This is a genomic window from Bacillota bacterium, from assembly GCA_013178045.1.
Classification (GTDB): Bacteria; Bacillota; Ch66; order Ch66; family Ch66; genus Ch66.
This window is the reverse complement of the sequence record JABLXP010000005.1, coordinates 66072-80910: the sequence shown is the minus strand read 5'-3', so window position 1 is coordinate 80910 and position 14839 is coordinate 66072. Positions and strand designations below refer to the sequence as shown.

At 55.1% G+C, this 14839-nt stretch carries 7 protein-coding genes; all 7 read left to right on the top strand.

What is annotated here, in order from left to right; genetic code table 11:
• Positions 1 to 113: 113 nt before the first annotated feature.
• The 7 genes from HPY81_04580 to HPY81_04550 all read left to right on the top strand — a co-directional run bounded on the left by HPY81_04580 (position 114) and on the right by HPY81_04550 (position 14723).
• The gene (locus HPY81_04580) at positions 114 to 5519 is read left to right on the top strand and encodes a hypothetical protein (protein NPV26737.1); all 5406 of its coding nucleotides are present in this window, start codon (positions 114 to 116) and stop codon (positions 5517 to 5519) included.
• 52 nt (positions 5520 to 5571) lie between these two features.
• Positions 5572 to 7044, top strand: a complete 1473-nt coding sequence (locus HPY81_04575; GenBank protein NPV26736.1) for a hypothetical protein — start codon at positions 5572 to 5574, stop codon at positions 7042 to 7044.
• A gap of 7 nt (positions 7045 to 7051) precedes the next feature.
• Positions 7052 to 8599 carry an S-layer homology domain-containing protein gene (locus HPY81_04570; GenBank protein ID NPV26735.1) on the top strand — a complete coding sequence of 516 codons (1548 nt, stop codon included), beginning with the start codon at positions 7052 to 7054 and terminating at the stop codon, positions 8597 to 8599.
• An 18-nt stretch (positions 8600 to 8617) separates the two neighbouring features.
• Positions 8618 to 10501 carry a hypothetical protein gene (locus tag HPY81_04565; GenBank protein ID NPV26734.1) on the top strand — a complete coding sequence of 628 codons (1884 nt, stop codon included), beginning with the start codon at positions 8618 to 8620 and terminating at the stop codon, positions 10499 to 10501.
• Between the two features lie 265 nt (positions 10502 to 10766).
• Positions 10767 to 12449: an arginine--tRNA ligase gene (locus tag HPY81_04560; protein ID NPV26733.1), complete on the top strand. Its 1683-nt coding sequence runs from the start codon at positions 10767 to 10769 to the stop codon at positions 12447 to 12449.
• A 133-nt stretch (positions 12450 to 12582) separates the two neighbouring features.
• Positions 12583 to 13026, top strand: a complete 444-nt coding sequence (gene rpoE, locus HPY81_04555; protein ID NPV26732.1) for a DNA-directed RNA polymerase subunit delta — start codon at positions 12583 to 12585, stop codon at positions 13024 to 13026.
• 101 nt (positions 13027 to 13127) lie between these two features.
• Entirely contained in the window at positions 13128 to 14723 is a 1596-nt protein-coding gene (locus HPY81_04550; GenBank protein ID NPV26731.1) for a CTP synthase, read from the top strand.
• Positions 14724 to 14839 lie beyond the last annotated feature (116 nt).

Below are 14839 nucleotides of genomic sequence, written 5' to 3'. Positions count from 1 at the left end.
TTTTCCCGTCTTTTCAACTATTGTCAATCAGGTTGTCCCGCTTTCTTTTCGATAATATATAAACAGTGATGTGCGGGCTGGCGTGTGCCAGGTTGACATAAGGAGGATTCAGGGTGGGGAAAAAGCGGATCTTTGATTGCCGAGCGATCGCGGTTCTGGCCCTCTTGGTGTTTGTGCTCAATCTCGTTCCGCTGCCTTTGCTTTTGACCCTGGCGGCGGACGGTTTGGACATTGCTTTATCCCCGAGCAAGGGAAGTGAAAAAGGGGAATTTTATGTCCACATTCTGAATCAAGGAACAGTGGACTTCAGCGGTTCTACCGTTTATTTAATTGTCAACGGTCATGTCTCAAGCTTTTCCGAAGGCGATCCGCGGGTGGTGGTCACACCGCGGGAGATCCTGTTCTACATGCCGGCGTATGACGTCGGGATTAACCCGGAGCAGGAAGCCTTTATCTATGTCAAAAACGCTGATGGCAAGTGCAGCCCTTTGCGGAGCTTCTATTATGTCAATGACCCGGACATCGTGAGTGTCAATCAGAATACCCAGACCAGACTGATCCGGGATACCAGCGGGACCATTATCAGCACCGAGTTTGAAAAGCAGACCATCATCATCGGCGATAACTTCGGACTTGACGCCAGCGACAGCCGCCAGATAACCCAGGTGACCATCGGCGGCTACGACGCCCCGATTCGCGAGCGGCTTGACCGCACGGTGATCGTGAAAAACCCTTCGGCCATCAATGAGGGGCAACAGTACACCGTGATTGTCAAGAACCAGGTCGGAGGAGCCGGCTCGATGGCCAATGTGGTCGTCCGGCCTACCCCGATTATCCACAACTTATCGAAATTTAAGGTCCATCAAGGAAATATTCTCGATATAACCGGCGAAGCCTTTACCAGCGGCTCGGTGGTCAAGATCGACAATACGTTGATCACACCAACCGAAATTACACCCAACTTGATCCGTCTTACCATTCCCGATAACCTTGTGCCGGGTACCAGCAAGGATGTTGTCGTGATTGACAGCACGGGCCAGCGCGCCACCCTGGTTGATGAACTGGAGGTTTTACCGGCCTATGGTGATGTCCAGATCTTGAGCATTTTTCCCAATGCAGGATCCGTTAACGGGGGGACGACCGTCCGGATCGCCGGTAAAGGATTTCAGGCCAGTATGGAGGTCTTATTTGACGGCCGGCCAGCCACCAGCAAGACAATCGTTGACCCGTCTCCTTCGGATCCCCCGGGTACCACCAGCGTCTTCCGGGTGGTCACCCCACCCGCGGCGCCGGGTAAAGTTGGCCCCGTGTCCGTCCAGATTTGGGACCCGAACACGGAAAGCGTAATTACGGAGGACCCGGTGGGGTTTAACTACCTCCTGGCCAGCGAGACCCTGGTGATCACAGATTTTGTTGACGCCGACGGCAACCGGGAGGGGTATGATATCGGGGGGGAAAACATCTATCTGCACGGGAAAAAGTTCCTGTGGTGGATCTCCCCCAGCTCGACCGCAGACCGGACTATTACCTATCCCACCCGCGAGCAAACCACGACCAAAATGGTACAAACGATTGAACGCGCTACCATTCCTGACCCTTATATCAAGGATAACCCGCCGAATATTACCGTCTGGGTGTATCGCCAGATTACGCTGGACATCGGCGGCAAGGACGCCTGGATCTCCAGCATTACCGGGCCTGACGACGGGGAGCAACTGATCGCGGCGGAAACACCGCGGGTCAATCTTGATCCGCCAACGAAGACCAACTATTCGGTGAACGTTACGACGCGAACGATCATTAAAAGAGAAAACGGTGAGGTTATTCAGGATGTAGTAGAACAGGCCACTGCCCCGGCCAAATATGCTTACAGCCCCTACCCCAGCGCCCCTGAGATCGACAGCATTACGCCGGCCAGAGGACCATCAGTCGGTGGGACCACGGTGAAAATAATTGGGGTGGATTTCCGCACCAACGTGGCGGTATACTTTGGCGACATTAAGCCCCAGAACCGGGGGGTTGTTACTGGCCTGAAGCTCGGACCGGACCAGCGCGGGAATAAGCTGGTCGGAGAGATCACGGTGGTTACCCCGGGGACCTCCCGGCGGGGCAAGGTTGATGTCCACGTCGTCAACCCTGACGGGGGTAGCGTCACCCTGGTCCAGGGGTATGAGTACCACAGCAGCCCAACCATCACTAATTTCTGGCCAGCCAAAGGTTCTACCGAGGGCGGGACTTATGTCACCATTACCGGGGCAGAATTCCTGGCCGGGACAGATGACGGCGCGGTGGGGACAACCGTTTATATCGGCGATGTTCTCGCTGATAGTGTTCACATTGTCTCGAGCAGCGGGGCAGATATTACAGGACAGGCCGGGCAACTGGGTACCCGGGTGAAAGTACGCATTCCGCCGCTACCACCGCCTGAACGCTACCCGGCGGGGAAGTTTAAGATCAGGGTGGTCAACGCCGACGGCGGGACGGCCCAATCCCCTGACGGGATGGACTTTGAGTTTGTGGACCCGCCGGCTAACCCACCGCTGATTGGCACCATTACGCCGGCGGAAGGCAGCATCAAGGGCGGCACGTCGGTGACGATTACGGGCGGCAACTTTACCCGGAACATCCTGGTAACCATTGATGGTGAGCCTCTCACCGAGATCATCGTGCAAAATAATGCCACGATTACGGGCAAAACTCCACCCGGGAGCCGGGTTGGCCCGGTACCCGTCCAGGTGATTAATCTGGACACCGGGGGTACCGCCACAAAGGAGGGTGGTTTCCGTTACCACCGTATTGAAACTAACCCGAAAATTACCGGGATCACCCCTAACCACGGCACCCGGGGCACTAAAATAATCATTACGGGGTCAGATTTTGTCAAGGGTGGACTGGTCGACGGCCAGTTATTGCCTTCGAGTGCGGTCTACTTTGGCGATACGGTTGTGCAGACCGTAAACAACGACCCCGGTGATCCCCTGTACGTAGTCAGCCTTAACCAGATTATTGTCACGGTGCCCGATCTCGGGGTGCCGGGCCTGTATGAAGTGAAAGTGAAAAACCCCGACACCGCTGAGGCGGTGGCGACGGTCAAATTCAACTACCAGGTACCGCGCCTGCTACCGACGATCACCAGCCTGACTCCTACCATCGGCTCGGTTAAAGGCGGGACGGATGTAACGATCGAAGGGAAAGATTTCGAAGCGGGTGTCGAAGTATATTTCGGCACCAACCGGGCTACTGACGTGCAGTTAGAGTCCCTAGGGACTGATCCCGTTGATGGCCGCTGGATCATGCGGATCCGTGCCAAGACGCCGCCAGGGCCGGCCGGGCCGGTGAATGTGACTGTGGTCAACCCGACCGGCGGGAGTGACACCATCCCGAACGCTGTTGTTACCCAGGGCTTTACCTATGTGGTACCGCTCAGCAACCCGGAAATCACAGACATCAGCCCCGCCCAGGGTTCAGCGGCGGGATATGAAACGGTCACGATCAAAGGCCGCGACTTCCGCCAACAGGGGACGCTCAATCCGACTGTCACTATCGGCGGTCAGCCGGCCATCGTGCTCAACTTTGTCGACGATCCCCTTCAGGGCCAGACCCTGACGATCCTGACCCCGCCCTCTACGACGGCCGGGCCAAAAGACGTCACCGTGACCAATCCTGACGCCGGCACGGTAACCAAAAAGGCCGGTTACACCTATACTCAATCGAAAATTACTGTGACCGGTATTATTCCCCCCAAAGTCAGTATTGCCGGGGGTACGGTGGTCACGATTATCGGGAGTGGGTTTATGCGCGGGACCAGGGTGACCGACACCGTCACCATTCCCGCCACCCGGGTCTGGATCAACGGGACAGAGTTGACTGGTAGTGTGACCATCGGCGGGGTAACGCGGGAACGGGTGGAGGTAATCAGTCCCACCATGATGCGGGTGGTTACGACTGCAGTGAATGAGGCCGGCCGGAAAGAGCTAAAACTGGCCAACCCGGATAACTCGGCTTTTGTCGGGCAAATTGAGTATGTCTCCCCGGTGGTTTACCCGGTCATTACCGATATCCAGCCCCGGGCGGGGACTGTCGACGGGGGGACTCTGGTGACCATCACCGGACAGAACTTCCGTTCTGAAGTGGAGGTATACATCGGCGTAACCAGAGCGGAATTGGTGAGCTGCAACGAAACCGGCACCCAGTTGATCATCCGGACGCCGGCGGGTAATCCGGCTGATGTTGGCCGCAAGCTGGACATTACGGTTTACAACCCGGAAGACGGCGGCAGCGCTACCTGGATCGAGTGCTGGGAGTACAAGGCCCACGGTGTTAATCCGAAGATCACCAGCGTGCAACCTAATGAAGGGTCCACCCTGGGCGGAGACCTGATCACCATCAAAGGGGACAACTTTAGAACCGGCGCCAGCGTCTTCATCGGCACGGTGGCGGCAACTGACGGTCTTGAGGTTGTGGACTATCAGACGATCGTGGTCAGGACGCCCGCTCAGCCGGCCGGGGTTTACGACATTGTCGTCCGCAACCCTGACTACGGGGAAGCGACCCTGGCCAAGGGTTTTACCTACAAGGTAACCATCACTGAGCCGACCCCCGAATTCAACGTGCGGCTAAGTCGGGATGAGCGCGGGCTTAAGTTGACCTGGGCGGCCGTGCCCGGGGCTGATCAGTATGAACTGTACGGGTTTCATCAGCACAGCTACGACAGCAGCCCTGACGAGGAAGATTATAAGTTTATCACCGCGACGGCCAATACCTACTATTATCTGACCGATTTAGAGGCGGAGACCTATTATTACTTCCGCCTGCGTACCTTGAACAAATACGGGGCCTCTTCGTTCGTCAAGGCGACCATCTACGTGGACGACCCGAACAGCGTAGACTGGCCAACCCGGGTTAGCCGGGACGCCGACCAGGTTATGTTTCGGGGCGACACTCTCAACATCACCGTGGGCACAGATGTGCTTGATGACGATCACCATTACACCCACGTCATCGATCTTGACGAGAAGAAGTACGCTTCGGCGACAATGTTGCAGGTGAACGTGCCGGCGGAAGTCGTCCGCAGCAGTAGAAGTTACATAGCCGTCCGGACTCCCAGGTATGAAGTGACTTTCAGCCCCTATATCTTCTACAGGCACGAACTGCGGGAGGCAGAGGAGGATGAACAGAAGGTCTACGGGCGGCTCAGGTTGAGGGAGGCCGACCCCAGAGAAATGGAGCGGGCAGCCTTGAACTTATCCTGGGGAGAGCGGGTCGTCGGCAGTCTTGATTTATCCCTGGAACTGGCCGATGGGCATAAGATTATCCCGTTGATGGGCTTTAACGGAACGATCAGCGTGACCCTGGCCTACAACTCTAATGTTACAGGGCTGCCCAAGGGGGTCTATTTCTACGATCCAGTTACGCGGACCTGGGCGGACTGCCGCGGCTACGTGAATTCTTTCCGCAAGACGGCCAGCCTGGAAGCCCGGGACCCGGGCTGCTACGCGGTTGTCTATACAGTGCGTTAGTAATGTTTGGTGATATCCGCGAAGCGGATAGTATATATACGGAGGCGATACAGTGCGCAGGATCATTGCCGTTGTCTTCATCATGCTGGGTGTGATTGGCTGGTTGTGGCCCTATTCCCCGGCACCGACCGTGGCCGCTGTCAATTCGCCACTTCTTGGATCGGCGGTAATGCTGCCGAACAGCAACCCGGGATATATCCCTCCGCACAGCAAGGTTCGGTACGGGCGAGTCACGGCGATCGATCTGGCAGACAACCGGCTGGTGATCACCGGTCCGGCCGGGACCGAGGAATTTACCCTGGAGGATTCCATCCTGGTGACCAAAGAAAATCAGGTTGTGGACTTAAACCGGCTGCGGCTTGGCGATTGGGTTAAGGTTCAGTTCAGCGATATTTATACGGATACACCCAGCCGCCTTGGTATTGAAGGAAAGGACCGCCAGATCACGGCCTTATATAAAGGCCAGCTGGCCAATGTCTGGCCGCTCAGAGGGGAGATCGTGCTGCGCGAGGTGGAGCAGTACGGCCATACCAAATGGACGAAGGCTGAGGATTTATTAAAACTCGCAGTTGATCCGACGACGGAAATCTACCGACAGGGGCAGCGGATTTCCTTGACAGAGCTGAACGCTACCCGTGCCGGAACGGAGGTTTTTGCCGCGGTCAGTAATCACTTCGGGCAGCGCCGGGTGGTCAAACTGCTGGTGTCTCCAGGCTATGACCGGTCGTTTTACGACCGGATTGACGATATCGATTGGGCCAGCGCCCGCCTGGTCCTGGCAGGACGGGAGTTTAGCTTTGATGACGGGACAATTATCCTGGGTAACCAGCGTCTCCTGGATCCCGCTGCCCTCCAGGAGGATCAGGCCGCCCTGGTGGTGGGCACCCAGACGGAAAACGGTTATCAGGTAGCGGCCATTGTGGTCGAACAGGTGGCTGCGCCACGACTCCAGATCTACCGCGGTGAAGTTTATGATGTTACCAGTGACAGCTTCGCCCTGGAGGACTACGAAGAACTGGATGATAATGAGTGGGACGGTCATCGCCGACACAAATTTTTCTTAACGGAGAGAACCAAAATCATTGATTCCCGTGAGACGAACCGTGCCGCAATAACAGTGCCCTTAAATGAATTTGTCGACAGCCAGTATGAACAGGATCCTGATGGCTCGGATGAGGGGCGCAATACTGTTTATCCCTATGCCTACGTTGTCGCCGACGGGAATGTGGCCCTGGCCATAAATGTCCGAGATAGCGTAGATTCGAAATGGGAGCGGGTCAGTACCGGCCGAGTGGTGGCGGTTGACGAAGGTGCCCAGCAGATCACCCTGGATTTGGTCAAGGACTGGAGCGCTTACTATAACAAGTGGCAGATCAATCCCGCGCTCAACTACCTTCAGGTTAACCGGGCCGTGCTGGTCAAGAACGGCCGGGCGATTGATCTAACCGACCTGCTGCCGGGTGAACAACTGTATTTCGTACGCGATAACGTTCAGGCGACAGTAGTATTGGTTCAGGAGGACTGAAACGGGCATGGTGAAAACTGTTTGGCGTTGGGCGACTGTTTTGGGCGGGGTGGTTATCCTGACAACTGTCTGGCTTGGCCTTTCCCCGCTCGTAGCTGGGGCGGCTCTCGCGGTTTATGAGAGTGGGATCGCCAGTGACCAGGAATACCGGGAAGTGGTGTTTATCACCGGAGAGCCGCTCTTATTAAGCGGGGAATTAAAAGTGAGTCTGGGACGAGAAAAAAACAATGCCGTGACCAATACCTATTATTATAAACTGAGCAATGCCGCCGGCGACGTTAAACTGACCCGGCGGCTGACCCTGACGACAACCCGCGAGACCACCAGGCAGCAGACGGTGGAAGTCACCCGCCTGGACAAAATAACGGAAACGATTACCGTGACCCGGGGAAAGGTTAAAGACACCTATGTTTTGAAGGACAACGCTTACCAGTTTCACAAATCCGTAGTAACTGACCACCAAGCTGCCGTTGATTATTTTTCCGGGAACTGGAACGGCCGCAAAGTCTACACCATTAACAAAGATGAAGGCGAGGCGGTGGTTGAGCTTACGGGATCAACCGTTGGCTACAGCCACTACTGGGGCAGCACGGAAACCCAACTGGTAGACTATTACCTGGAAACCGACCGGTTGTCCGCGACCTCCGGTGGTGCCCGAAACCGCTGGACGGGTACGGCCCAGGTCAAACTGGCGCTTAACCGCACCAAAGACCTGACCTATGTGCCAAATGAACCCACTCCCATCAGTTTCCGTGGCGGTTATCTGCAGACGGAACAGGAGGAAAACGTCCTCCAGTATACTTATGATCTGCCGTGCTTCAGCGATGGTGCGGTGATGAGCGGCCGACGGAATCAGGGAGAAGATTCCTTCAAACTCCTGTCGGTGCCGACCCAGAAACGGCTGCCTGTGGCGACCATCCGCGATATCGGTGGCCACTGGGCGGAAGATGATATCGCCCGTCTGGCCAGTCTGGGGGTTTTTCAAGACACAACGTATTTTGGACCCACCTTGCCGATGCCGCGGGCGGAGTTTGCCCGGGCGCTGGCTTTGCTCACCAATATGGTGCCTGCTCCCGGCCCGGCCGTCAAACAGATCACTCTGGCTGCCAGCAAACCGACCAGCTCGGCCAGTCCGGCCCCAGCAGCGGCGGTCCCGTTTGTCGACGTTCCGCCCGGCCACCCGTATTACCAGTATATCGTAGAAGTTGAGAAGCGTGGGGTGATGCAGGGGGCGTCCAATTGTTTCTTTCCCGACGGCGCGCTAACCCGGGCGGAAGCGGTGACCACCCTGATCCGGGCACTGGGATTTGCGGGACTCGCGCCGGCCACCGGCTATCGAACTACCTATCTTGACGATACCGAGATCCCCATCTGGGCGGTGGACGCGATTTACCTCGCGACTGAATTTGGGCTGATCCAGGGTGACCGGGGGTATGTCTATCCAAACGAGCGTATGACCAGAGCGGAAGCGGCGGCTTTTTTAAACCGTTTCATCACGTTTTTACAGCGCGACTTGAAGGAACACTACCGCGAGCGGGTGATTTATCAGCATTAGAAAGGGGGAGGAAACGCATTGCGAACAACCAGAGCCCGGCTGTCAATTATGCAGACAATCGCCATCGTGGTGGTTGCCCTGCTGGGCACAGCCTTTTCCCTCGTTAACCTCTGGTCGGGCGGTGTCGGTATTGGCAGTGAACCTTCTGGCGGTTCCCCCTCCGTCAGTTCCCCGCGTCAATATGAAATAGACGCTACCCTGGATCCCCTGACCCGGACGGTGAGGGGCCAGAGTACGCTTTCTTTAACCAATGATAAATCAGCCTCTTTTACCTCGCTTTTCTTTCACCTCTACCCTAATGCCTTTGCCCAGGTAGAAACAACCCCGGCTCCCGTCTCCGCTTACGACCGGGGATTTCAGCCCGGCGGGATCGCCGTTTTCCAGGTAACTGTGGACGGGCAGCTCACCCCCAGCGAAATTAAAGGGACCCAGCTGCGCGTCGACCTGCCGGCGCCGATTAAACCGGGCCAGACGGTTCGGCTGCAAATGCGGTGGACGCTCACCGTTCCGCCGGCTGCCTACCGTTTTGGAAGTAAAGACGGTACGTTTATGCTAGGCAACTGGTATCCGGTCCTGGCGGTCTGGGATGACCAGGGATGGCACCTGGACGAGTACGCGAAAATCGGCGACCCCTTCTTCAGCGAAGTGGCTGATTACCGGGTCAGGTTGTGTGTTCCCACCTATGAAGTAGTGGCGGCTACTGGCGTACTGGAACAAGAGGAAATCCTAAACAGCCAAACGAAGAGACTCACCTTCAAGGCCGAGCGGGTGCGCGATTTTGCTCTGGTTGTATCCCCGGACCTGCAGGTTGCGACCGTGCTGGTTGGCCAGACCACCGTCAGGTCGTACTTCTACCCAGCCCACCGGGCCGCTGGCCTGGCTGCCTTAACGACCGCCGCCCAGGCATTGGACTACTACAGTCAGCGGTTTGGTGAGTACCCCTACCAGCAGTTTTCTCTGGTGGAAGTGCCGATGGAGGGTTTTGCCGGCATGGAGTACCCCCAACTGACCATGCTCAGTCATCGGCAGTATCCGGGGGCTGGTACGGTCGGTGACTGGGCGGCCCTGATTGCCCATGAAGTGGCGCACCAGTGGTGGTACGGGCTGGTTGGTAATGATCAGTTTGCGGAACCGTGGTTGGACGAAGCGCTGGCTGTTTATTCGGCTCAGGGATTTATGCGGGATGTGTTAAGCTGGCCGGTCAGCGGTGGGACGACCGTGACCGGTAAGGCAAAGTATAACAGTGACCGCCAGCGGGTCGGGCAGCCGTTGAGTGCCTTCCGGAACCAGCGGGACTATTTTACGTACATATATAATCAGGGCGCCCAGGTCTGGGCCGAACTGGAGAGAGGAGTTGGCCGGGAGTTAACTGACCAGATCTTGCGCCAGTACTGGCACCAGTACCGTTACCGCAACGCCACCACCAGAAATTTGCTTGAGGTGGCCAATAGTGAGGCTGGCCGGGACCTGACGGATTTCTTCCCATTGGTCTCACCGGCGCCAGTTTCCCAGGTGAACGAAGTAGTGCCGCAAGTAGTTCCCGAATCCGTAGCAGTACAGCCGGCGAGCAATAGCCAAACGCAAGAAACGAAACCAGCCGGCCCGGACTTGGTGATCAAGAACTTGACGCTGCTCAATTACCGCGAGCGCAGTCGATTGGTCATTCAGGTGGCTAACCTGGGCAATGAACCGGCCGGTGAGTTCCAGATTATCGCGGAAGAATCCACGAATGGACGGCGCTGGGCCAAGATTATCTCCAGCCTGGCCCCGGGGAAAACCTATACCTATAGCCTGGATGGCCCGTTTAGCCTGGGCCGAATCATGGTTGACGCAGAGGACCAGGTTAAAGAAGCTGACGAGAACAACAACGTGCGCGAGTATCAATCAATAGACTATCCATAATAAAAAGCAGATTATCCTACCAGACTTTTGGACAGGATATGGATAAATCCTGCCCCCAGGGTTTACTAAATTTTATTATCTTTTAAGAGGATAATTCGACCGCTAGGAGAATATACAGATACAAAACTAAAAATTGACGACGTGGTTGGCCACCAGTTCGTGAGATAAGGAAAAATGTTGCAAGTGGGGTATGTCCGTGTAAGTTACATCGAACGCGAAGGGGGTGTACCCGGGCATCGCAAAGTTGTGCTCAGGGACGAATATAATGAGTGTTGTGGAACGACTGAAGCAAAACATTATTACCCGCTTGGCTCAAGCAGCGGCAGCGGCGAAAGAAGCAAACGAACTAAAATATGATGAACTACCCGACTTTGTTCTGGAAGTACCGCGGGAAAAACAGTTTGGCGATTACGCCACCAACCTGGCCATGGTCATGGCCAGGGTAGCCAAGCTCCCGCCGCGCAAAATCGCGGAGATTCTGCTGAAATTCTTCGATCCCCAAGATACCTGGGTCAGTCGCACCGAAATAGCAGGCCCAGGGTTTATCAACTTTTACCTCGACCACCGCTGGCTGTATGAAGTACTCCCGGAGGTGGTAGCCGAAGATCAGCGGTACGGTTATTCTAACCTTGGGGCCGGCAAAAAGGTGCAGGTGGAATTTGTCAGTGCTAACCCAACCGGTCTACTGCACATGGGGAATGCCCGGGGAGCGGCCCTGGGTGATTCATTGGCCAGCATCCTCGCTGCGGCGGGCTACGAAGTAACCCGGGAGTTCTACATCAATGACGCGGGCAACCAGATCGAAAATTTTGGCAAATCCCTGGAGGCGCGTTACCTGGAAATCCTTGGCCACGCGGTTGTCTTCCCGGAGGATGGCTACCACGGGCAGGACGTAATTGAGACCGTCCAGAGATTTGTGCAAGAGTTTGGGAACAAATACGAGAATGTTGACCCGGTTTTACGTCGGGAAATGTTGGTTCAGTATGCGCTGCAGGAAAAATTGGCTAATATCAAACAGGTGCTGGCCGACTTCGGGGTTCACTATGATGTTTGGTTCAGTGAGCAGTCCTTGCATGATTCAGGGGCAATTCAGCGGACGTTAAACGAACTGCGCGAGAAAGGCTATATCTATGAAAGCGAAGGAGCCCTCTGGTTCAAATCCACCCTCTTTGGCGATGAGAAAGACGAAGTCGTGGTGCGCCGCAACGGGGTTCCCACTTACTTCGCTGCTGATATTGCCTACCACAAAAACAAGTTTGAACGCGGTTTTGACTGGGTGATTAATATCTGGGGAGCGGATCACCACGGCCACGTCGCCCGGATGAAGGGAGCGATGGCGGCCCTGGGTTATGACCCGAACCGTTTGGATGTCATTATCATGCAGCTGGTTCGCTTGTTCCGGAGCGGGGAAATCGTGCGGATGTCGAAAAGAACAGGACAATACATTACCTTAAGCGATTTAATCGAAGAGGTCGGGCGGGACGCGGCCCGTTATTTCTTCGTGATGCGCAGTGCGGACAGCCACCTGGACTTTGATCTGGACTTAGCCAAATCCGAATCAGCTGACAACCCGGTTTACTACGTGCAATATGCCCATGCGCGCATCTGCAGCATCCTCCGTCAGGCGGCTGAAGCCGGGTTTACCGTTCCCCCAGCAAGCCAGACCAGGCTGGATGTGCTGACTGACCCGGCGGAACTGGAACTGATCCGCCACATTGCCAACCTGCCGGCTGAGGTGATTAACAGTGCCGCCGTTCTGGAACCCCACCGGTTGGCCCGGTACGCCCACGACCTGGCGGATGTATTCCACAGTTTCTATAATTCCTGCCGGGTTTTGACTGATGATGAGGCCGTCCGGGGAGCCCGGCTGATCCTGGTGGACGCAACCCGGATCACGCTCCGCAATGTTCTGACCCTGCTTGGGATCTCTGCTCCAGAGCGGATGTAGTTGATTTGATAGCCTCCATTGTTAAGGGGGTTATTTTTGATTGTTGTTTAACTGCAGCAGGAAAAATATTCAAGGAAGTAGAATAAAAGAAAATCGTATTCACTGCCTGAAACAAATAGTTGGGGGGAGAGGGTTGACCATGAAGGATGGCCGAGATATGGAGTTGGATAAGCTTTCAGAAATTGACCTGGTTTATCAAATACTCCGGCAGAAAGGCGAACCCACTTACTATCGCGAGCTGATTGAAGAGGTTTTCAAACTCAAGTCCATTACCCCCGCAAATTGGGCCCAGGCTGTTTCGGCGATTTACACCCAGATCAATCTTGATCCCCGTTTTACCTATGCTGGCGATGGCTGCTGGGGTTTGAAATCCTGGTTTCCGAATAAAAATACTCGCCGGCTGCCTTTGGCAACTTTTTTGCACAAGACAATAGATTATGACAGCCAGATGCGAATTAAGAACAAGGCGGGTAAATTAGAGGATGGCCTGGGTGAAGCCGGTTACGACATAGAATTTCGGACCACTCTCGAAAGCTCTGAGTATTACGGGGATGACGAAGATGAGTGGGAAGGCTAACGCGCCGGGAGCTTGAATCTACTGCTTGACAGCGTTTCTCAAAAAAGTATAAAATGTTTGAGGTACCCAATAACCGGCAGCCAGAGGAAGAGGGGAGATCCGTGGCTAAGTACATCTTTGTGACCGGGGGCGTTGTTTCATCGTTGGGAAAAGGGATTACGGCAGCGTCTCTGGGGTGTCTTTTGAAAAGTCGTGGTCTCAAAGTCGCTATTCAAAAGTTTGACCCCTACATCAATATCGACCCTGGGACGATGAGCCCCTATCAGCATGGAGAAGTTTTTGTAACTGACGACGGAGCAGAAACAGACCTGGATGTTGGCCACTACGAGCGATTCATCGACGAAAATTTGAGTAAAAGTTGTAATGTTACCACCGGTAAAATCTACTGGTCGGTGTTGCAGAAGGAACGGCGCGGCGAGTACCTGGGACGGACCGTTCAGGTAATCCCGCACATCACGAACGAAATAAAGGACCATATCTGCCAGGTTGCCCGGGAGCGTGACCCGGATATTGTCATCACCGAAATCGGAGGGACGGTAGGGGACATTGAGTCCCTTCCTTTTTTGGAAGCCATTCGGCAGTTGAAGAGCGATATCGGACGGGAAAACGTGTTATACATTCACGTTACCCTGGTACCGTATCTGGAAGCGGCGGGCGAACTAAAAACAAAGCCGAGCCAGCACAGTGTGAAAGAGCTGCGGAGCATCGGGATCCACCCGGATATTCTGGTCTGCCGCAGCGAAAAGCAGTTATCCAAAGAGATGGAAGAGAAACTGGCCTTATTCTGTGACGTGGCCCCGGAAGCGGTTATTCAAGCCGTTGATGCCGAGACCATTTATGAAGTTCCATTGATGCTGGCGGAACAGGGCCTGGATGATATCGTGATTAAACGCTTAGGGTTGCAGTGCGGACCCCGTGACTTGACTGAATGGGAAAAGATCGTTGATGCGATCAAGCACCCTAAACACCACGTAACCATTGCGATTGTGGGAAAATATGTGCAACTCCCGGATGCGTACATGAGTGTGGTCGAAGCCTTGCGTCATGCGGGGGTAGCCCACGAAGCCGCTGTCCGCCTGAAGTGGGTTTATGCGCAGGACCTGGAGACAATCGATCCAGCGGATTGCTTGCCGGACGTAGATGGAATTCTTGTCCCAGGTGGCTTCGGCGACCGGGGAATCGAGGGGAAAATTCGGGCGGCCCAGTACGCCCGAGAAAAGAAGGTGCCATTCCTGGGGATTTGTCTGGGCATGCAGTGCGCGGTTGTAGAGTTTGCGCGTAATGTCTGCGGAATGGTGGGAGCCAACAGCGCCGAGTTTAACCCGGCCAGTCCCTATCCAGTGATCGATTTAATGCCGGAGCAGAAACTGATCCTGGATAAGGGCGGCACCATGCGGCTGGGCAGTTGGGACTGCCGGTTGAAACCGGGAACGCGGGCCTATGCTGCTTATGGTCAGGAACTGATCGCCGAGCGGCATCGCCACCGTTATGAATTCAATAACGATTATCGTCAAACTTTGGAGGAGGCCGGCCTGGTTTTAAGTGGGACAACCCCTGATGGTCGGCTGGTAGAAATCATCGAGTTGAAAAATCATCCCTGGTTTGTCGCTTCTCAATTCCACCCTGAGTTCAAGTCACGGCCAAACCGGGCCCATCCTTTATTCCGCGATTTTGTTGGGGCGGCCCTGAAAAGATAAAAAAAGGGGACAGGCAACTTTTTAGCCGTACTTTACTAACGGTTACGATTATACGATTATAAAAAGTAGCCTGTCCCCTTATGTATACCGCTAACAACCGGGAGCAACACTAGGAA

Coding starts and splice junctions, on each gene's coding strand:
- HPY81_04570 (NPV26735.1), top strand. CDS start 7,052: ATGGTGAAAACTGTTTGGCGTTGGGCGACTGTTTTGGGCGGGGTGGTT.
- HPY81_04560 (NPV26733.1), top strand. CDS start 10,767: ATGAGTGTTGTGGAACGACTGAAGCAAAACATTATTACCCGCTTGGCT.